Annotated in this window: 19 protein-coding genes; 16 read left to right on the plus strand and 3 right to left on the minus strand. The window is 63.9% G+C overall.

Annotated elements, in window-relative coordinates; all coding sequences use genetic code 11:
- The first annotated feature begins 108 nt into the window (after window positions 1–108).
- The 7 genes from RW095_RS25335 (at window position 109) to ftsB (ending at window position 9,516) form a co-directional block, all read left to right on the plus strand.
- On the plus strand, window positions 109–897 hold the full coding sequence (locus RW095_RS25335) for a TatD family hydrolase (RefSeq protein ID WP_128595403.1): 789 nt from the start codon (window positions 109–111) through the stop codon (window positions 895–897).
- 124 nt (window positions 898–1,021) lie between these two features.
- Window positions 1,022–3,784: a DNA internalization-related competence protein ComEC/Rec2 gene (locus RW095_RS25340; protein ID WP_317021630.1), complete on the plus strand. Its 2,763-nt coding sequence runs from the start codon at window positions 1,022–1,024 to the stop codon at window positions 3,782–3,784.
- Between the two features lie 252 nt (window positions 3,785–4,036).
- On the plus strand, window positions 4,037–4,840 hold the full coding sequence (locus tag RW095_RS25345; RefSeq protein ID WP_317021631.1) for an alpha/beta fold hydrolase: 804 nt from the start codon (window positions 4,037–4,039) through the stop codon (window positions 4,838–4,840).
- 121 nt (window positions 4,841–4,961) lie between these two features.
- Window positions 4,962–6,635 (plus strand): CTP synthase, encoded by a 1,674-nt coding sequence (locus RW095_RS25350; protein WP_128595401.1) that lies wholly within the window; start codon window positions 4,962–4,964, stop codon window positions 6,633–6,635.
- Window positions 6,632–7,486, plus strand: a complete 855-nt coding sequence (gene kdsA / locus RW095_RS25355) for a 3-deoxy-8-phosphooctulonate synthase (protein ID WP_317021632.1) — start codon at window positions 6,632–6,634, stop codon at window positions 7,484–7,486. The genes RW095_RS25350 and kdsA overlap by 4 nt, the downstream gene beginning before the upstream one ends.
- A 197-nt stretch (window positions 7,487–7,683) precedes the next feature.
- Window positions 7,684–8,967 carry a phosphopyruvate hydratase gene (eno, locus tag RW095_RS25360; protein WP_020065521.1) on the plus strand — a complete coding sequence of 428 codons (1,284 nt, stop codon included), beginning with the start codon at window positions 7,684–7,686 and terminating at the stop codon, window positions 8,965–8,967.
- Between the two features lie 117 nt (window positions 8,968–9,084).
- Window positions 9,085–9,516, plus strand: coding sequence for a cell division protein FtsB (gene ftsB / locus RW095_RS25365; protein ID WP_128595400.1), 432 nt, complete (start codon window positions 9,085–9,087; stop codon window positions 9,514–9,516).
- A gap of 151 nt (window positions 9,517–9,667) precedes the next feature.
- On the opposite strand, the gene RW095_RS25370 is transcribed toward ftsB, so the two are convergent.
- The 3 genes from RW095_RS25370 to RW095_RS25380 form a co-directional block, all read right to left on the minus strand.
- Window positions 9,668–10,051, minus strand: a complete 384-nt coding sequence (locus tag RW095_RS25370) for a hypothetical protein (protein WP_317021633.1) — start codon at window positions 10,049–10,051, stop codon at window positions 9,668–9,670.
- A 225-nt stretch (window positions 10,052–10,276) separates the two neighbouring features.
- Complete coding sequence (gene hslO, locus RW095_RS25375) at window positions 10,277–11,224, minus strand: Hsp33 family molecular chaperone HslO (RefSeq protein WP_317021634.1); 948 nt, start codon at window positions 11,222–11,224, stop codon at window positions 10,277–10,279.
- A 74-nt stretch (window positions 11,225–11,298) separates the two neighbouring features.
- Window positions 11,299–11,823 (minus strand): gamma carbonic anhydrase family protein, encoded by a 525-nt coding sequence (locus RW095_RS25380; RefSeq protein WP_317021635.1) that lies wholly within the window; start codon window positions 11,821–11,823, stop codon window positions 11,299–11,301.
- 212 nt (window positions 11,824–12,035) lie between these two features.
- Here RW095_RS25380 and RW095_RS25385 point away from each other — a divergent pair, with 212 nt between their 5' ends.
- The 9 genes from RW095_RS25385 to bamC all read left to right on the plus strand — a co-directional run bounded on the left by RW095_RS25385 (window position 12,036) and on the right by bamC (window position 20,484).
- Window positions 12,036–12,935, plus strand: coding sequence for a ferritin-like domain-containing protein (locus tag RW095_RS25385; RefSeq protein ID WP_317022674.1), 900 nt, complete (start codon window positions 12,036–12,038; stop codon window positions 12,933–12,935).
- Window positions 12,936–13,039: 104 nt separating this feature from the next.
- On the plus strand, window positions 13,040–13,924 hold the full coding sequence (locus RW095_RS25390; protein ID WP_317021636.1) for an alpha/beta fold hydrolase: 885 nt from the start codon (window positions 13,040–13,042) through the stop codon (window positions 13,922–13,924).
- A 148-nt stretch (window positions 13,925–14,072) separates the two neighbouring features.
- A complete protein-coding gene (locus RW095_RS25395; protein WP_317022676.1) occupies window positions 14,073–14,903 on the plus strand; it encodes a 3',5'-nucleoside bisphosphate phosphatase in 831 nt (276 codons plus the stop codon).
- A 178-nt stretch (window positions 14,904–15,081) separates the two neighbouring features.
- Window positions 15,082–15,717, plus strand: coding sequence for an L-threonylcarbamoyladenylate synthase (locus RW095_RS25400; protein WP_317021637.1), 636 nt, complete (start codon window positions 15,082–15,084; stop codon window positions 15,715–15,717).
- A gap of 47 nt (window positions 15,718–15,764) precedes the next feature.
- On the plus strand, window positions 15,765–16,427 hold the full coding sequence (locus RW095_RS25405) for a site-2 protease family protein (protein ID WP_128585994.1): 663 nt from the start codon (window positions 15,765–15,767) through the stop codon (window positions 16,425–16,427).
- A 6-nt stretch (window positions 16,428–16,433) separates the two neighbouring features.
- Window positions 16,434–17,636 (plus strand): tryptophan--tRNA ligase, encoded by a 1,203-nt coding sequence (locus RW095_RS25410; protein WP_128595395.1) that lies wholly within the window; start codon window positions 16,434–16,436, stop codon window positions 17,634–17,636.
- A gap of 17 nt (window positions 17,637–17,653) precedes the next feature.
- Window positions 17,654–18,250, plus strand: coding sequence for a class I SAM-dependent methyltransferase (locus tag RW095_RS25415; protein ID WP_317021638.1), 597 nt, complete (start codon window positions 17,654–17,656; stop codon window positions 18,248–18,250).
- 43 nt (window positions 18,251–18,293) lie between these two features.
- Window positions 18,294–19,220 (plus strand): 4-hydroxy-tetrahydrodipicolinate synthase, encoded by a 927-nt coding sequence (gene dapA / locus RW095_RS25420; protein ID WP_020065533.1) that lies wholly within the window; start codon window positions 18,294–18,296, stop codon window positions 19,218–19,220.
- Window positions 19,221–19,344: 124 nt separating this feature from the next.
- A complete protein-coding gene (gene bamC / locus RW095_RS25425) occupies window positions 19,345–20,484 on the plus strand; it encodes an outer membrane protein assembly factor BamC (protein WP_128595393.1) in 1,140 nt (379 codons plus the stop codon).
- The last annotated feature ends 4 nt before the right edge of the window (window positions 20,485–20,488 follow it).

Here is a 20,488-nt window from a genome sequence, read left to right on the forward strand (position 1 = left end):
ACCTTGAAATGGCTTGAAGTGGCCGCGTGGTCAGCCGCGCTGCAAATGTCGACGCCGGCCGCTTGATCCACCTAATCCGCTCAATCCGCTTTGTCAGCGAGGCAACTCATGTGGATCGATACGCACTGCCATCTCGACGCTTCCGAATTCGACGCCGACCGCGAGCACGTCGCGGCCGCGGCGAAGAGCGCGGGCGTGGGGCGTATCGTCATTCCCGCCATCGGCCGGCAGAACTTCGCGGCCGTGCGCGAGCTGGCGCACCGCTTCGACGGCGGCGCATATGCGCTCGGCATTCATCCGCTCTTCACGCCATCCGCGCAGGAACACGACCTTGAACTGCTGCGCGCGGAAATCGAGGCGAGCCTCGACGACCCGCGTTTCGTCGGCATCGGCGAGATCGGTCTGGATTATTTCGTCGACGGCCTCGACGACGCCCGGCAGCAATTCTTCTACAACGGTCAACTTCAGATCGCGCGCGAATTCGATCTGCCGGTGATTTGCCATGTGCGCAAATCGCAGGACCAGGTCATCAAAGGCTTGCGCCGGCATCAGATTCACCGCGGCATCGCGCATGCATTCAATGGCAGCTTCCAGCAGGCGCAGGCGTATATCGACCAGGGCATGCATCTCGGCTTCGGCGGCAATCTGACGTTCGAGCGCGCGCGGCAGATTCGCCGGCTTGCCGAGCAGTTGCCGTTCGACGCGCTCGTGGTCGAGACAGACGCGCCGGACATTGCGCCTTCGTGGATTTACAAGCAGCGCAACTCGCCCGAGCAGATTCCAGCGATCGGCGCGGGCCTTGCGCAATTGCGCGGCATGGCGGTGGACGAAGCCGCCCTAGGCACAACGGCTAACGCGCTCGCCGCGCTGCCGCGGCTCGCGCTTTCCTCTGCATAATCGGTTTCGTTGACTTTCGAGTGGTTCGCGCCGGGCGAGACCCACGTCCGGCGGCATGCTTGCGCGTTGCGCCGTGCATTGCTTCGTCTCGTCCCGCGTACAACCGGTGGCGGGCGGAGGGCGAATGCGTGCATGGTGGTGTGGATTTGCGTTGGGCGTCGTCTGGCTCCAGCGGCAGGCGGCGTTGCCCGGTTGGTGCGGCTGGTGCGCGGTGGTGTCGTTGGGCTGCGCGGCGTCGACTGCCGCAGTGTGGGCCTTGCGTGGGCGTGCTCACATTGCAGATCACGAGCAGAGGGCGTCTTCCAGCCGGCCGCTTCGACGGTTGCGCTCATTCGCCGGCTGGGGTGCGCTCTCATGCGCGGCATGCTGCGTCGGCTTCGGCTATGCGGCGTGGCGTGCCGAAGCACGGCTTGCGGCGAGCCTGCCGGTTGCGTGGGAAGGCCGCGACATCGAGGTGACCGGCAGCATCAAAGGTTTGCCCACGCGCGACGATAAAGGCGCCCGCTTTCTTTTCGATGTGGAGTCGGCCGACTCGGTCGTCGTTGAGTCGGCAGCGGGCGAGCCGGTGAGGTTTCCGCGCGTCGTCCAGCTGTCATGGATCGCCGACGAAGCACCGCCGCCGCCGCTCGAGCCCGGCGAACGGTGGCGTCTGCGCGTGCGTCTGAAACGGCCGCATGATAATGCGAACTTTGGCGTGCGTGACGCGGAAGCCACGTTGCTTGCGCGGAACGTGCGGGCCACCGGATATGTGAGCGCGGCGGCGCAGGCGGTGCGTTTGCGCCCGGAAGCGCGCGGCGTCGGCGTGACGGTGGACCGCTGGCGCGCGGCGCTGCGTGCGCGGATCGACGCGGTGCTTGGGGACGCGCCGCATCGCGGCATCGTCGTCGCGCTGGCGATCGGCGCACAGGACGAAGTGAGCGCCGCCGACTGGCAATTGATGCGCGCCACGGGCACGAGTCACCTGGTGGCGATCTCGGGATTGCATATCGGCTTTGCCGCGGGCCTCGCGGCCTGGCTTTGCGGTGCGTGGTGGCGACGCTCCGGATTGATCGGCCGCAACTGGCCGCTGCACGTTCCCGCGCAATTCGTCTCGGTAACTGGCGGCGCGATCTTCGCCGCGTTGCATGCTGCGTTGGCCGGCTTCAACGTACCTGCGCAGCGCGCGCTGTGGATGGCCGGCGTCGTTGCGCTCGCCTACCTCAGCGGGCGCAATGTGCCGCGCTCGGCCGTGCTCGCGTCGGCGCTCGGGCTCGTGTTGCTGATCGATCCGTGGGCGGTTGTTTCGGCGGGATTCTGGTTGTCGTTCTGCGCGGTGGCCGCGATTCTTTTCGCCACGTCGGGGCGGCCTCGGGTGCAGAACCACGAACAGCGCACGCACGAGACGGACGAACAAGGCGTCACGCCCGGCCAATTGTCACGCCTGCGTGCCGCGGCCGTGCGCCGCATTCGCGCTTTCGGTGAACGGCTGCACGGCGCCGCGCATGTTCAGTTTGCTGTCACCGTCGCGCTCGCGCCGTTGACCGTCTACTGGTTCGCGCAGATACCATTGATCGGGCCGCTCGCGAACTCGTTTGCGATTCCGTGGGTAAGCCTGCTCGTCACGCCGTCGGTGCTGGCAGGCGTCGTGTTGCCCGCGCCGCTCGATGCCTACGCGTTTCGTACGGCGCACGCGCTGCTCGACGTCATGGTTGGCGGATTGAAGTGGCTGTCCGGGCCCAGATGGGCGCTGTGGTGGCTGCCGCAGCCGGACGGATGGACGCTCGCCGCCGCCGCAGCCGGCGTGCTTTGGTGTCTCGCGCCGCGCGGCTGGCCGCTGCGCTGGGCGGCGCCGCTCGCGTGGTTGCCGCTGCTCGCGCCAGCGCCGTCCGGGCCGCCCCACGGCAGCTTCCGGCTGACCGCGCTGGACGTTGGGCAGGGCACGTCGGTGCTGATCGAGACGGCGCATCATGTGCTCCTGTTCGATACGGGGCCGGGCCCGGAGTCGACATACGCGGGCGAGAGGGTCGTCGTGCCGTATCTTCAGGCGCACGGAGTCAACGTCCTGGATACGCTGATTGTCAGCCACGCGGATTCGGACCACTCAGGCGGCGCGCCGGCCGTGCTGGATGCAATCGAAGTCCGTCAGATGGTCGCCGCTCTCGCGCCGGCCAATGCGCTATGGGCGAACGCGCGGCAACGGGGCGCGCAGACGCTGCCCTGTGCGGCGGGACAGCGCTGGCAGTGGGACGGTGTCGAATTCTCGATGCTCTGGCCTGACGCCGGGCCGCTACAAGGCAAGCCGAACGCGCATTGCTGCGTGCTGCGCGTGAGCACGTTGCCGGGTGTAGTTGCGAAGTCGGGTGAGGGGAGTGGGGAGGGCGTGGGATTGGAGGGTATGGCGGGTGGCGTAGCGGATGGTGGCGCGATCAGCGCAGTGCGCCTTGCGCTGGAGAGCAGATTGCAAAGCACAGCGGATCGCCCGTCGGCCAGCGCGCCGGACAAGCAGGCGCAAGCCACAATCCTTGCAGCGCTGCTGACCGCCGACATCGAGGCGCCAACTGAACGCGTGCTGTTGTCGCGCGATCGCGAGATGCTGCGTGCTCAGGTGCTGGTTGTTCCACACCATGGCAGCAAGACGTCGTCGACTGAGCCGTTCCTCGATTCTATCGACCCGCTCGTCGCGCTATTTCAGGTAGGCTATCGCAACCGGTTTCATCATCCCAGTGCGGGCGTGCTGGCGCGTTACTCGGCGCGGCATATCGAACTTGGACGCAGCGATGCGGATGGCGCAGTGCGCGTTCTCATCGACCCGGATTTCGCCGGGCGACGAGGCGCTTATGCGAGCGATACCGCGGTGACGGTCGAGCGTTATCGCGACACCCATCGGCGTTACTGGATGGATCGTTGAACCGATCCCCGGCTGCGGCTACGCAAATGGAGGAGCCACAAAACGCAACGCAAAAGCAACGTAGAAAACACCACAAAAAACCAGCCAAAGCAGGTGGCAAAGCGGAGCCGCTCAATGGGAACCGCATTGCAAACGTCACGACGGAGCACCGGGACAGCACCACACAGCACCGCACCACACCGCAACATTCAGCACCGCGAGACACCGCCAGGCTTCACCCGCCGCGAAAAAACAGAACGGAGATAGCCGCAGTTGAAAAACATCATTCACTTCTCGCACGCGAACGGTTTTCCCGCGTCGACTTACCGGACGATTTTTGCGGAACTCTCCGACGACTATGAAGTGCGCCACATCGAACGTATCGGGCACGATCCGCGCTATCCGGTGACCCAGGACTGGCCGCATCTCGTCGAGCAGTTGCTCGACGACATCGGGCGAACCTACGAGCAGCCGGTGTGGCTCGTCGGACATTCGCTCGGAGGCTATCTGTCGCTGATGGCCGCGCTGAAAAAGCCGCAGTGGGTGAGGGGCGTCGTGATGCTCGACTCTCCGGTGGTGGCCGGCTGGCGCAGCAGCATTTTGCGCGTGTCGCAATGGACCGGGCTCGACGAGCGGCTTTCGCCCGCAGCCGCCACGCGCACACGCCGCACTCACTGGGCGAGTCGCGACGAGACATGGCGGCATTTCCATTCGAAGCCCGCGTTCGCACGCTGGGACGAGCGCATGCTGTCCGATTACATCGAGTTCGGCATTCCGCAGGTTTCGCACGACGGCTCGCGCAGCCTCGCGTTCGATCGCCGCATCGAATATCAGATCTACCGGACCTTGCCGCATACGCTCGGGGCGCGGCTCGCGCGCGGCGCGCCGGTGCCGGTCGGATTCATCGCCGGCACGCGGTCCAGGGAAATCCGTCAGGTCGGCTTGCGCGCCACGCGCCGTGCTACCGGCGGCCATGTGGAATGGATCGAGGGCAGCCACCTCTTTCCCATGGAAAAGCCGATCGAAACCGCGCGTGCCGTCCAGCGGATGTTGCGCGAACTGGAGCAGCGCGGCTGACGCTGTGCGCGCCGGTCACTGGTGGTTTCCACGGCGCGCATGCGTGCCGGGGCCGCTCGCATTTTGCTGGGTTGAGACCCTGCTTTACGGTATAATCCGTTTTTCCCGCGAGCATCCAGCGATGACCAAATATGTTTTCGTCACCGGCGGCGTAGTATCTTCCCTCGGCAAGGGTATTGCCGCCGCTTCCCTCGCCGCGATCCTCGAATCGCGCGGTCTCAAAGTCACCCTTCTCAAGCTCGATCCCTACATCAACGTCGACCCCGGCACGATGAGTCCGTTTCAACACGGCGAAGTGTTCGTAACGGAAGACGGAGCGGAGACAGACCTCGACCTCGGCCATTACGAGCGCTTCATCAGCACGAAGATGCGCAAGGCCAATAACTTCACCACGGGCCAGATCTACGAATCGGTGATCCGCAAGGAACGCCGCGGCGATTATCTCGGCAAGACGGTGCAGGTCATTCCGCACATCACGAATGAAATTCAGGCGTTCATCGAGCGTGGCGCGGCGTCGGCCACCTGCGGCGAGCCGGACGTGGCTATCGTCGAAGTGGGCGGCACGGTGGGCGACATCGAATCGCTGCCGTTCCTCGAAGCCGCGCGTCAAATGAGCCTGCGCATGGGCCGCAACAGCGCGTGCTTCGTGCACCTCACGCTGGTGCCCTGGGTCGCCACTGCCGGCGAACTGAAAACCAAGCCCACGCAACACAGCGTGCAGAAGCTGCGCGAAATCGGTATTTCGCCGCACGTGCTGCTGTGCCGCGCCGACCGCCGCATTCCGGACGACGAACGCGCGAAAATTTCGATGTTCTCCAACGTGCCGGAAGACGCCGTGATCTCGGTGTGGGACGCGGACAGCATCTACAAGATTCCGCAGATGCTGCACGATCAGGGTCTCGACGCGATCATCTGCGAAGAGCTGAAGCTCACGCCGAAGCCCGCCGATCTGTCCATGTGGGCGGACCTCGTCGAGAAGCTGCAAAACCCGACACACGAAGTCACGATCGGCATGGTCGGCAAGTATGTCGACCTGACCGAGTCGTACAAGTCGCTGATCGAAGCACTGCGCCACGCGTCCATGCATACGTCGACGCGCGTGAACATCGAGTACATCGATTCCGAAGAGATCGAGACGCAGGGCGTCGAAAGTCTCAAGCATCTCGACGCCGTGCTCGTGCCTGGCGGCTTCGGCCGTCGCGGCACCGAAGGCAAGATCGCGGCGATCCGTTATGCACGCGAAGCGAAGGTGCCGTATCTCGGCATCTGCTTGGGCATGCAACTGGCCGTAATCGAATTCGCGCGCGACGTGGTCGGGCTGAAAAACGCGAACAGCACCGAGTTCGATCAGGAAACCGAAAACCGTGTGGTCGCGCTGATCACCGAGTGGTACGACCGCGAAGGCCGTGTCGAAAAGCGTACCGAAGAATCCGATCTCGGCGGCACCATGCGCCTCGGTTCGCAACGTTGCCCGATCAAGCCCGGCACCATGGCCGAAGAGATCTACGGCAAAGATGTGAACGAGCGTCATCGTCACCGTTATGAAGTCAATAACCGCTTCGTGCCCCAGCTCGAAGCCGGCGGTCTTATCATCAGCGCCCGTACTCCGAGCGAAGATCTGCCGGAAATGATGGAACTGCCGCGCAGCATGCACCCGTGGTTCGTCGGCGTGCAGTTCCACCCGGAATTCACGTCCACGCCGCGTGACGGCCATCCGCTGTTCAAGTCGTTCGTCGAGGCAGCGCTCGCGCGTCAGCAGTCGCGCGTCACGAACGAAGTCGGGGAGAAAGCATGAAACTGGGCGATTTCGAAATCGGGCTCGACAAGCCGTTTTTCCTGATCGCGGGCACCTGTGTCGTCGAATCGGAGCAAATGACGATCGACACGGCGGGCCGGCTGAAGGAAATCTGCGCGAAGCTGAACATCCCGTTCATCTACAAATCGTCGTACGACAAAGCCAATCGCAGTAGTGGCAAATCGTTTCGCGGTCTCGGCATGGACGAAGGGTTGCGCATCCTGTCGGAAGTGAAGCGTCAGCTCGGCCTGCCGGTGCTGACCGACGTTCACGCGGAGCACGAGATCGAACAGGTCGCTTCAGTGGTCGATGTGCTGCAAACGCCGGCTTTCCTGTGCCGTCAAACTGACTTTATCCACGCGTGCGCGCGTTCGGGCAAACCGGTCAATATCAAGAAAGGCCAGTTTCTCGCGCCGCACGACATGAAAAACGTCATCGACAAGGCGCGCGACGCGGCACGCGAGGCCGGTCTGTCGGAAGACCGCTTCATGGCGTGCGAGCGCGGCGTCTCGTTCGGCTATAACAACCTCGTGTCCGACATGCGTTCGCTCGCGATCATGCGTGAAACGAATGCGCCGGTTGTGTTCGACGCCACGCATTCTGTGCAGTTACCAGGCGGGCAGGGTACGAGCTCGGGTGGGCAGCGCGAATTCGTGCCGGTGCTTGCACGTGCCGCGGTGGCAGTCGGCGTCGCGGGTCTCTTCATGGAAACGCACCCGAATCCGGCGCAGGCCAAATCGGACGGTCCGAACGCCGTGCCGCTAAACCGCATGGGCGATCTGCTAGAGACGCTCGTCACGCTCGATCAGGCTGTCAAGCGCGCGCCGTTCCTCGAAAGCGATTTCAGCTGATTCAGGTATTCGCCGCATGTCGGCTCGCGTCTTGAGCCGCCCATTCAGGCGGGCACGCGGCGAATGCGCACAATGGTCGTCGAACGTATCGGCGCGTAGGCTGTCTGTCGGGAGACCGTGCTCTGCATGGATCGGAACGAGCGCGTGCGAGATACAGTGTCACAGTAAAGAATTCATCGTCATTTCTTGAGGAAACCATGAGTGCTATCGTAGATATCATCGGTCGAGAGATTCTCGATTCGCGAGGCAACCCCACCGTCGAATGCGACGTGCTGCTCGAGTCGGGCACCATGGGCCGCGCCGCGGTGCCGTCGGGCGCGTCCACCGGTTCGCGCGAAGCGATCGAGCTGCGCGACGGCGAAACCGGCCGCTACGGCGGCAAGGGCGTGCTGAAGGCAGTCGAACACATCAACACCGAAATCTCCGAAGCGATTATGGGCCTCGACGCTTCCGAGCAGGCTTTCCTCGACAAGACCCTTCTCGAACTCGACGGCACGGACAACAAGTCGCGCCTCGGCGCCAACGCGATGCTGGCCGTGTCCATGGCCGTCGCGAAGGCCGCCGCTGAAGAAGCCGGCCTGCCGCTCTACCGTTACTTCGGCGGCTCGGGCGCGATGCAACTGCCGGTGCCGATGATGAACATCGTCAACGGCGGCGCGCACGCAAACAATAGCCTGGACATCCAGGAATTCATGATCGTGCCGGTCAGCCAGCCGACCTTCCGCGAAGCATTGCGTTGCGGCGCTGAAGTGTTCCATGCGCTGAAGAAGATCCTGTCGGACCGCGGCATGAGCACGGCGGTGGGTGACGAAGGCGGCTTCGCGCCGAACTTCGGCAGCAACGACGAATGCCTGTCCACCATCCTGCAAGCGATCGAAAAAGCCGGCTACCGCGCCGGTGAAGACGTGCTGCTCGCGCTCGACTGCGCGGCGAGCGAGTTCTACCACGACGGCAAGTACCAATTGGCAGGCGAAGGCCTGCAACTGTCGTCGGCGGAATTCACCGACTACCTCGCCACGCTCGCCGACAAGTTCCCGATCGTGTCGATCGAAGACGGCATGCATGAAAGCGACTGGGAAGGCTGGAAGCTCCTGACCGACAAGCTCGGCAAGAAAATCCAGCTGGTTGGCGACGACCTGTTCGTGACCAACACACGCATCCTGAAAGAAGGCATCGAGAAAGGCATCGCGAACTCGATCCTCATCAAGATCAACCAGATCGGCACGCTGACGGAAACCTTCGCCGCGATCGAGATGGCCAAGCGGGCCGGCTACACGGCTGTGATTTCGCATCGTTCGGGCGAAACGGAAGATTCGACGATTGCGGACATCGCCGTCGGCCTGAACGCCGGACAGATCAAGACGGGTTCACTGTCGCGCTCGGACCGCATCTCGAAATACAATCAGTTGCTGCGCATCGAGGAAGACCTCGGTGATATCGCCAGCTATCCGGGCAAGTCGGCGTTCTACAATCTGCGCTAATTCGTCGTGATTGGACTGTTTCTAGCGCTGACCGATGAGCCGGTTTTTCTTCGTGTCTGATTGACCTCGCCGCCCTGCGTATAGCGCAGGGCGGCGCGTATTTATTGTGCTTACTTCATGCGGCTCGTCACTGCTGTACTGATCGTTCTGCTGGCGTTGATCCAGTACCCGCTTTGGTGGGGCCATGGCGGCTGGTTGCGCGTGCACGAACTGCAGCAGCAGCTCGCGCAGCAGATGCAAAAGAACGCCGACGCGAAACTGCGCAACGAGCGGATTCAGGGCGAGGTGCAGGATTTGCAGAACGGCACCGCTGCCGTCGAAGAGCGCGCCCGCTACGAAATGGGCATGGTCAAGGACAGCGAAGTGTTCGTGCAATTCGTTTCGCCGAACGCACCTTTGCCGACGGCAAACGCGCCTTCGGCTTCCACCTCGACTCGCGGCGAAGTGTCGTCGGCACCGCTGCATGTCGTGCCGAATCCGGAATCGCGCGCGAAGCCCGAGCGCAAGCACGGTGGCAAGGCAGCGAAAGACAAGAAGCCCGCGCACTGAGCGCTGACGGCGACTCAATGCGAACGCGAAAAAAAGGCGCGGTGTCAATTGACCCGCGCCTTTTTTACATCCACGAGCATTCAACAGGCGAAACCGCGGCCGGAACGCTCTGATCGCGAGCGTTACAGCACTACCAGGCGCGCTCAGTTCGTCACCAGCCCCAAGGCCCGTAGCCGATGCCCACACCGGTGCCCCAGCCATGCCCCCATCCACCGCCGTAATAGCTGCCGTACACACTCACCGGCACCGGTGGACTGTAATAGCGCGACCACGCCTGTGCGGCGTTTTCCGCGGCGATTGCCTGGTTTTGCTCGGCCATGACCTGCTGGTCGATTGCGTCGTAACGCTCGCGCTCAGCGGGCGTGAGCGGCTGCGCGGTGCTGGCCATGCCCGACTGGTCGGCGGGCAGTCGGCTGTAAATGGGCGAGGGCCCCGGCGGGTCCATCATGCAACCGGCCAACGCAGTGACGCCGACCAGCGCCGCCAACGTGGCGAGGGCGCGCGCGGGGCGTAGCAGCGAGATAGAAATGCTCATGTTCGGTCTCGATCAGTCGGATACCTAAGTAAAACATATACAGCAGCATCGGGTGGCGCAGCCTCACAACGTCAAACATACCGTGCCGCCTATGTGTGCAAAAGCCCGGAGCGGGGCGCGCGATTAGTGACAATGGAAGCACGGCAATGGAAGCGATGACAGGCGTGCTCAGTTCAACCGAGGACGCCGCCGCGAGCGCGGAAAGCGCCCGCTTGGCCACCCGTTTCAGTGCCGTTGCCCAGCGGCCGGCGACACACCTTGTGAGAGTGCGTTAGTGAGAAAAAGTTGCGCCACATCGACCGGGTCGAACTCGTACCGCTGGTTGCAGAACTCACAATGAATCTCGACGTGGCCACGCTCCTCGATCACGCCGTCCACCTCTTCCCGACCGAGCATCTTCAGCATCGAGCCGACTTTTTCGCGCGAGCAGGTGCACTCGAAACGCGCGGCGGCGGGCTCGAAATGCTGAACGTTTTCCTGCCAGAAGAGCCGCCGGAACACCGTTTCCGGTTCTTCCTTCAGCAGTTCGTCTTGTGACAGCGTGCCGCCCAACGTGCAGACGCGCTCCCACGTGTCCGCATCCAGCTCGCCCGGATGCGGGACGATGCCGCCGTCGCCCGGCAGCTTTTGCAGCAGCATGCCGACCGCGCGGTCGGAATTCGCCGCGAGCCACAGGCGCGTGTCGAGCTGCTCCGAGTGATGCATGTAGTGCTCGAGCACTTCCGCCATGGAGTTGAGCGGACCGTCCACGCCCGACAGCGGCACGATGCTCTGGTACGGCTGCTGACCCGGCTTCTTGTCGCGCGGGTCGAGCGTGATCACGCAGCGGCCGTGGCCGCTTGCATTGAGCAACTCGACTAGCGAGGCGCTCTCGCCGATCGTGCCTTCGTCGCCGGAAAGCTTGGCCGTGGCGCGCATCGACAGATCGGAGCTGCATTGAACCACCAGCATCTTGGCCGGGCCGTCGCCGAAAATCTGCATGATCAGCGTCCCGTCGAACTTCAGATTCGCCGACAGCAGCGCGCATGCGGCCATCATCTCGCCGAGAATCGTCCGCACCGGCGCCGGATACTCGCGCCGCGTCAGCACTTCCTGCCAGGTATTGCGCAGCGAGACGATTTCGCCGCGCACCGGCGCCGCGCTGAACATGAATTTTTGCAACTGGTCGCTCACAACTTTTCCTCAGTCGAATGACGCGCCACGGCGATATGCCGTGTCCGCGCCCTGCGCGCTGCGCGCCCGGCCGGTCAGCCGATGCGCACGAGCTGCGCCTTGAAATACTCGCGGCGCTCGGCATAGCTTGCCGCGCCGCGCTGCATGTTGGCGATATCCGTCTCGGTCAACTCGCGCACCACCTTGGCGGGCGCGCCGAGAATCAGCGAATTATCGGGAAATAGCTTGCCTTCGGTCACGATGGCGCCCGCTCCGACCAGACAGTTGCGGCCGATTACCGCTCCATTCAAGACCACCGCCTGAATTCCGATGAGCGAACCTTCCTTGATCGTGCAGCCGTGCAACATCACCTGGTGACCGATCGTGACGTTCGGCTCGATCGTCAACGGAAAGCCGGGGTCGGCATGCAGGACCGCGTTCTCCTGAACGTTGCTGCCCGCGCCCAACGTGATCGGCTCGTTGTCGCCGCGTAGCGTTGCGCCGAACCAGACGCTCGAATTTTCCGCGAGCGTCACATTGCCGATGATGGTCGCGGAGTCCGCGACGAACACGCTTTCGTGGATGGTCGGTGCGGCGTCGCCAAGCTTGTAAATGGTCACGTTGTCTCCTGTGGATCGGTCGCCGGGCGCGGGACGGCCCGCGCCGGTGCGTGGCCGGCGGCTCTTCGTCGCTGCGGCCGGCGCTCGCGATTGTCGAATCGAGTATTGTAAACGGTTGTGTGGTTGTCACGCTTAGGCCTCGCAAGACGGTTCCGCGCCTGCCCGATCACGTCTTCCTCATCATTCCCATTGCATTCACCGATTCATATCTGATGATGTTCGCCGTTCTACCACATTCCTGCGCGCCGTCCGGTTCGGCAGATCAACCCGCGCCCGGCACCAGCGGTCGGCCGCTGTGTGCGCGCACCGCCGCGCTCGCCGCCTTGCGCGAAGCCGATCCGGTGACCAAGGCGGCCGCGGCGCGCGCGTTATATGCCGCCGTACTCGACGGCAGCGCGCCATGCCCTGCGGAACTCGAACTCGACGAACCTCCAGAACTCCCGGGCCGCCCCGCACGGCCTGACCTCGTCGAGCCGCGCAAGCTCGGGCGGCGCAGCATGCAATCGCCGCAAGGGCGCGCGGTGCTGCTGCACGCGCTCGCGCACATCGAATTCAACGCGATCAACCTGGCGCTCGACGCCGTCTGGCGCTTCGCCCGCATGCCCGCCGCTTTCTACACAGACTGGCTCAAGGTCGCAGCCGAAGAGGCGTATCACTTTTCGCTGCTTACGGCGCGGCTCGCCGATTACGGCCATGCATATGGCGATTTTCCCGCGCACGACGGCCTATGGGACATGTGCGAACGCACCCGTGGCGACGTGCTCGCGCGCATGGCGCTGGTTCCACGCACGCTGGAAGCCCGTGGGCTCGACGCCTCGCCGCCTATCCGCGCGCGTTTGCAGCAGGCGGGAGATCATGCGTCGGCGTCGATTCTGGACGTGATCCTGCGCGACGAAATCGGTCATGTGCTGATCGGCAACCGGTGGTTCCGGTATCTGTGCGACGAGGGCGGTCTGGATCCGCACGTCACGTACACGCGCCTTGCCGACCAATATCACGCGCCGAAATTGCGTGGTCCGTTCAATTTCGAGGCGCGCCGCGACGCTGGTTTCGACGATACGGAACTCGCCGAACTGGCCGCGCTGGCGGGCATCGACGTAGATAGCGCATAGACCGACCCGGCAACCCGTGGCTGAGGTTTGCCACGGCTTGCGTCAGCCCTTCGTACGGTTATCTCGTTATAATCGAACGACCATTCTTTTTTGCGTAATCGATCATGAACACTTCCCGCTCCGAGTTCGTCGCCGTGCGAGGCGTCCGTCTGCATGTACGGCGTTGGGGCAACCCCGATGCGCCGGCGCTGTTCATGCTCCACGGCTGGATGGACGTGGCGGCGTCATTCCAGTTCGTCGTCGATGCGCTGGGTGGCGACTGGCAGGTCATTGCGCCGGACATGCGCGGCTTCGGCCTGTCGGACTGGCCGGTGGCGCAAAGCGGCGGCGGCCACTACTGGTTCCACGATTACCTTGCCGATCTCGACGCGTTGCTCGATCACTATGCGCCGACCGGCCAGGTCAATCTGGTCGGGCATAGCCTCGGCGCGAACATCGTCTGCCTGTACGCGGGCGTGCGGCCCGGGCAGGTGCGCCGCGTGGTCGACCTGGAGGGCTTTGGACTTGCGCCTTCCCATGCGGCGCAGTCGCCGAAACGTCTGCAAAACTGGCTCGACGAGTTGCGCGATCCGCCGCAGCTAAAGCGCTATGCGTCGCTCGACGAAGTGGCCGGCCGCCTCGTCAAGACGAATCCGCGTCTGGCCGCAGCGCGCGCGCAGTTTCTTGCAGAGCATTGGTCGAAACCGGACGGCGACGGGCGTTTCATGCTGCTTGCCGACCCGGCACACAAGCTGCGTGGCCCGACGCTGTACCGGCTGGACGAGGTCATGGCCGTCTGGCGCAAGGTGAGCGCGAAAGTGTTGCACGTCGAAGCCGCCCATTCACCGACGCTCGCCGCGATTGCGGGCGAGATTCCGCTCGACGAATTCAAGGCGCGCTTCCAGGCTTTTCCGGATTGGCGCGAAAAGATCATCGACGAGGCGGGGCACATGGTGCACCACGACCAGCCGGAGCAGGTGGCGGCGCTAATCGAGGGATTCTGCGCGTAGCGCGATTGCAAACGCGAACGCAAACGCAAACGCTAGGGTGCCCGCGCAGCCGGCGCAGCAAGCTATCGGAGAAACGACGGCGAGAGATTGCCCTGCGGTCACTTACTGCGTTGCAGTAAAATGATTGCAGAACCTTCTCCAGACGATGATGAACGCCGACCTCCACTGTCACTCCACCGTTTCCGACGGCCAGTTTGCGCCGGCCGATGTCGCGCGCCGTGCGCATGCGGGGGGCGTGACCTTGTGGGCGCTGACCGATCACGACGAACTGGCCGGCCAGCGCGAAGCGCGTGAAGCAGCCGCGGAACTCGGCATGAGCTATGTCAGCGGCGTGGAAATTTCGGTGACCTGGGCGGCGCGTACGGTGCACATCGTCGGGCTCGGCATCGATCCCACGAGTTCCGTGCTGATCGACGGCCTTGCGCGCACGCGCAACGGGCGGGCCGCGCGAGCGGAAGCGATCGGCGAGCAACTGGCCACGCTCGGTATTCCCGACGCCTACCAAGGCGCGCTCAAATACGTGTCGAACCCGGACATGATCTCGCGCACCCATTTCGCGCGCTTCATGGTCGAGAGCGGCTACGCCAGTTCCACGCAAGACGTGTTCAACCGCTATCTCGGCGACGGCAAGCCCGGCTATGTATCGCACCGCTGGGCGAAGCTGGCAGACGCGGTCGGCTGGATCAAGGCCGCGGGCGGCGAGGCCATCATCGCGCATCCGGGCCGTTACGCGTACTCGCCGGTCGAATTCGACGCGTTTTTCGCCGAATTCATCGACCTAGGGGGCAAGGCGATCGAAGTCGTGACGGGCAGCCACACGCCCGATCAATACCGCGAATACGCCGACGTGGCCCGCCGCTTAGGCTTCGAGGCTTCGCGTGGCTCTGACTTCCACGCGCCCGGCGAGGGCCGCGTCGAGCTCGGCACGTTGCCGCCGCTTCCTTCCGATCTCAAGCCCGTCTGGGAACGCTGGCTGTGAACGCGCGCCGTGCCAGTGCGGCACGTCGTGTGCGGGAGCCGGCCGTTTGCGCGCTCGCTTGCTCCCCGCGTAAGGATCTGCGTCGTTCGCTGCAGATCCAGGCGGTCACCCCGGGCGTCGCGCGCATCCCGCTCATTCGCCATAATTTGCCGTCGATCCTCAGCCATCGTTAGCCGCCATGTCCCAATACTTTCGGCTTCATCCAGATAACCCGCAGCCGCGCCTCGTCAAACAGGCGGTGCAGATCATCAACGACGGCGGTGTGGTCGCGTTGCCGACCGATTCCAGCTACGCGCTCGCCTGTCATCTCGACGACAAGAACGCGGTCGAACGCCTGCGCCGGATACGCGGGCTGGACGAAAAGCAGCTGCTGTCGCTCCTCGTGCGCGATCTGTCGGAACTGTCGAACTTCGCGATGGTGGACAACCGCCAGTACCGGCTTATCAAATCCGTGACGCCGGGGCCCTACGTCTTCGTGCTGCAGGCGACCAAGGAGGTGCCGCGGCGCCTGTCGCATCCGTCGCGCAAGACGATCGGCCTGCGCGTGCCGGATCATGTGATCACGCTCGCGATTCTCGGCGAACTCGGCCAGCCGCTGCTCGGCTCAACGCTGATAATGCCGGGGGAATCCGCGCCGCTGAACGATCCCGAGGAAATCCGCGGGAGGCTTGAAAAGCAACTGGATCTCGTGATCGACGGCGGCGCCTGCGTGTGCGAACCGTCCACGGTGATCGATCTGACCGGCGACGAGCCGGTGCTGGTGCGGGCAGGGCGCGGTTCTCTCGCGCCATTCGGTCTCGAAGAGACGGCATGAGCGAAAGCGGACAGACGCACGCAATCGCATTGTTACAATAGCGAGTTATGGATTCTTCCCTGATACAAACCATCGCGGTCTACGCGTTGCCGGTGATTTTCGCGATCACGCTGCACGAGGCCGCGCATGGTTACGTCGCGCGCTGGCTCGGCGACAACACGGCCTACGTGCTCGGCCGCGTTTCCATCAATCCGATGCGGCACATCGATCCGCTCGGCACGATTGCGATTCCGTTGCTGCTCTACTTCGCGACGAGCGGCGCGTTCATGTTCGGCTATGCGAAGCCGGTGCCCGTCGCCTTCGGGAACCTGCGCAATCCACGCTGGGGGAGCCTCTGGGTCGCCGCCGCCGGCCCCGCGTGCAACTTCGTGCAGGCGCTCATCTGGGGCCTCTTCGGTGTAGCGCTGGCGGTGACGGCCGTCGACGAACCGTTTTTCACGCGCATGGCGGGCGCGGGCGTCGGCGTGAATCTGGTGCTCGGCGTGCTCAATCTGTTTCCGCTGCCGCCACTCGACGGCGGCCGCGTTCTGATGGCGCTACTGCCGCCGCGGCAGGCCATCACGTTGTCGCGACTTGAACCGTATGGCTTTTTCATCGTCATGGCGCTGGTCATGACGGGCACGCTGACGCGTTACTGGCTCGGCCCGCTCGTTACTCTCGGTTATAGCGCGATCACCGCAATCCTGACTCCACTTGTTTCGCTTTTCTAAATAACCATGTTCCCAGACCGTATCTTCTCCGGCATGCGGCCCACCGGGTCGCTGCACCTCGGCCACTATCACGGCGTGCTGAAAAACTGGGTGCGGCTGCAGTCCGAATACCCGTGCTTCTTCTGTGTGGTCGACTGGCACGCGCTGACGACCCACTACGAAACGCCCGAGGTGATCGAAAAGAACGTGTGGGACGTGCTGATCGACTGGCTCGCTTCAGGCATCGATCCGGCGCAGGCCACGCTGTTCATTCAGAGCAAGGTGCCGGAGCATGCCGAGCTCGCGCTGCTGCTCGGCATGAGCACGCCGCTCGGCTGGCTCGAACGCGTGCCGACCTACAAGGAGCAGCAGGAAAAGCTGAAGGACAAGGATCTGTCCACGTACGGCTTTCTCGGCTATCCGGTGCTGATGGCGGCGGACATTCTGCTGTATCGCGGCTCGCTCGTGCCGGTGGGTGAAGACCAGGTGCCGCACGTGGAAATGACGCGCGAAATCGCGCGCCGTTTCAATTACCTGTACGGCCGCGAACCCGGCTTCGAAGAGAAGGCCAACGAAGCCGCGAAAAAGCTCGGCGGCAAGCGCGCGAAGCTCTATCACGAACTGCGCAACGCCTACCAGCAGGACGGCGACGACGAAGCGCTCGAGCAGGCGCGCGCCATGTTGCAGGAATCGCAGAGCCTGTCGATGAACGACCGTGAGCGTTTGTTCGGCTACCTCGAAGGTTCGCGCAAGATCATTCTGGTCGAGCCGCAAGCGCTGCTGACCGAAGCGTCGCGCATGCCTGGCCTCGACGGTCAGAAAATGTCGAAGTCGTACGGCAACACGATCGGTCTGCGCGAAGACGCCGAGACCATCACGAAAAAAGTGCGCACCATGCCGACCGATCCGGCACGCGTGCGCCGCACCGACCCGGGCGATCCGGACAAGTGCCCGGTGTGGCAACTGCATCAGGTCTATACCGACGAAACCACGCACGAGTGGGTTCAGAAGGGTTGCCGTTCGGCGGGCATCGGTTGTCTCGAATGCAAGCAGCCGGTGATCGAGGGTATTCTGCGCGAACAGCAGCCGATGCTCGAGCGCGCGCAGAAGTACATGGACGATCCGTCGCTGCTGCGCGCGATCGTCGCCGACGGCTGTGACAAGGCCCGCCGCTTCGCCACGGAAACGATGCGCGACGTGCGCGAGGCCATGGGCCTGTCGTACAACTGAACGACTGCGTTGAAGCGATGAGCACGACCGCTGTCATGCATGGATTGGGCGAGCCTTCGCGCTGGGTGCGTCAGTGGGCGCATCTGGTCGCGGCGGGCGGTGCGGTGCTCGACGTGGCCTCTGGCGCGGGGCGGCACGCGCGCTTTTTCGCGTCGCTGGGCCATCCGGTGACGGCGATCGACCGCGACGCGGCCGCGCTGAACGCGCTGGCCGACGAGCCGCTCGTCACGCCGGTCGCGGCCGACATCGAAAACGCTCCTTGGCCTTTGGCGTCGGGCGCGCGGTTCGCCGCGGTGGTCGTCACGAACTATCTGCACCGGCCGCTTTTTCCCCAACTGATGCGCTCGCTCGCGCCCGGCGGCGTACTGGTTTACGAGACGTTCGCGCAAGGAAACGAAAGGGTGGGCAAGCCATCTAATCCCGCGTTCCTGCTCGCGCCCGGCGAGCTGCTCGAGGTGGTCCGCGCCCGGTTGCGAGTGGTGGCGTTTCAGGACGGTTTTCTCGCGCAGCCACGCCCGGCTTACGTCCAGCGCATCTGCGCAATTCTGGAGGCGGACCGCTCAGACAACTCCGCACAGGTGGCGCCCCCGCCTTGTTACGAGTTGCCTGGCTAATCCGCTACAATCGCGGTTTACCTGATCAAATTCATGGCGTTTCATGACTAACGGCAATCAATCCGGCAACCCGCGCGGCAACGACGGCGTTCAGATTCGCGGCAGCATTCCTGCCATCATCACCCCGATGCTCGAAGACGGCAGCCTCGATCTGCCGGCATTTCGCAAACTGATCGACTGGCACGTCGCGGAGGGCACCAATGCGCTCGTCGTCGTCGGCACGAGCGGCGAGTCGGCTACGTTGTCGGTCGAAGAACACGTGCTGATGGTCAAGACCGCGGTCGAGCACACGGCGGGCCGGATTCCGGTGATCGCGGGCTCGGGCGGCAACTCGACTGCAGAGGCCATCGAACTCACGCGCCAGGCGAAGGAAGTGGGGGCGGACGCCACGCTGCAGGTCGTGCCGTACTACAACAAGCCGACACAGGAAGGCATCTATCGCCATTTCGCGAAAATCGCCGAAACGGTGGACCTTCCGGTGATCCTGTATAACGTGCCTGGCCGAACGGTCGCGGACATGAGCAACGAGACGATTCTGCGTTGTGCGCAGGTGCCCGGCATCATCGGTGTCAAAGAAGCGACGGGCAATATCGATCGGGCCGCGCATCTTATCAAGTCGGCGCCGGCTCACTTCGGCATCTATAGCGGCGACGACCCCACGGCGATCGCGTTGATGCTGCTCGGCGGCCACGGCAATATCTCGGTTACAGCGAACGTCGCGCCGCGCGCCATGAGCGAACTGTGCAAGGCCGCGCTTGCTGCGGACGCAAAGACCGCTCGCGAGATTCATCTGAAGCTCCTGTCGCTGCACAAGAACCTGTTCATAGAATCGAATCCGATTCCGGCGAAATGGGCACTGCAGCAATTGGGTCGTGTGCAGGGCGGAATCCGCCTGCCGCTTACGCCGCTCGACGCGCAATACCACGAAGTGGTGCGCGGCGCGCTGCGCGAAGCGGGCCTGCTAGGCTAGGCGGCCCGTCCGCGTACGCTCGGCGCTCACCCAGTCCACTGGCATTCCCTTAACCGACGTCGATCCAGCCCACGTTCCCGGCACACAGAACCAGGCACCGCGTTCCAGCATCACGAAGGACCTCATGAAACGTTCCGCACTTTCCCTCCACGCAACCCGCATGGCGGCGCTGACGCTTGCCCTGGTGACGCTCGCCGGCTGTGACACTCTGAACGACTGGTTTGCTTCCGATCGCGTGAATTACAAAGGCGCTGGCAGTGCGCCCCCGCTCGCCGTGCCCGGCGATCTGACCACCACGCCGACCGATCAGCGCTACGTCGCTCCTCCGGCTAATCTGGCGCTGGGCGGCGCCACGAAGCGCGCGGTTACGGCTGCCGGCAATTCCACGGAAGGCCAGCCGACCGCGCAGGACCCGTATGGCATGCACATCGAGCGCGACGGCGACCGCCGCTGGCTGGTGGTCGACGGCCGCTCGCCGGAACAACTGTGGCCGCAATTGCAGGAGTTCTGGCAGGAGAACGGCTTCGCGTTGAAAACCGACGCGCCGGCCACCGGCATCATGGTGACCGACTGGGCTGAAAACCGCGCCAATATTCCGGACGACTGGTTCCGCCGTACGGTGGGCAAGGTGATCGACTTCGCTTATTCGTCGGGTACCCGCGACAGTTTCCGCACGCTCGTGTCGCGTGGTCCGTCCGAGACTACCGATATTTCCGTCACCCACAGCGCAATGGAAGAAGTGCTGACGGGGCAGGACAAGACGTCGTCGCGTTGGGAAGAGCGTCCGCGCGATCCGGCGCTCGAAGCGCTGTTCCTGACGAAACTGATGCAGAAATTCGGCCTGACCGAAACGCAGTCGAAGCAGCTGCTGACAGAGGCGCGCCCTGCTACTGCACCGGCTACGCTCGACAAGAGCGCGGGCACGTCCACGCTGGATCTTCAGGAATCGTTCGACCGTGCATGGCTGCGCGTCGGCCTCGCGCTCGACCGCACGAATTTCACCGTCGACAACCGCGATCGCGCGAAGGGCATCTACTACGTGCGCTACGCCGATTCAATGCAGGAACTGAAGAAAGAAGGGCTTCTCGGCAAGCTGTTCTACAGCGGCAATTCGTCGAAAAAGCCGGGGCAGGAGTTTCTCGTCAACGTGCGCCCGAAGGGTGACACGGTGACGCAAGTGGCGGTGCTCGACGCGAACGGGCAGATCGACAATTCATCCGACGCGCAGCGCATCGTGACGCTCCTGCACGCGCAACTGAACTAACGGG

The organism is Paraburkholderia kirstenboschensis (assembly GCF_032806925.1).
Classification (GTDB): domain Bacteria; phylum Pseudomonadota; class Gammaproteobacteria; order Burkholderiales; family Burkholderiaceae; genus Paraburkholderia; species Paraburkholderia kirstenboschensis.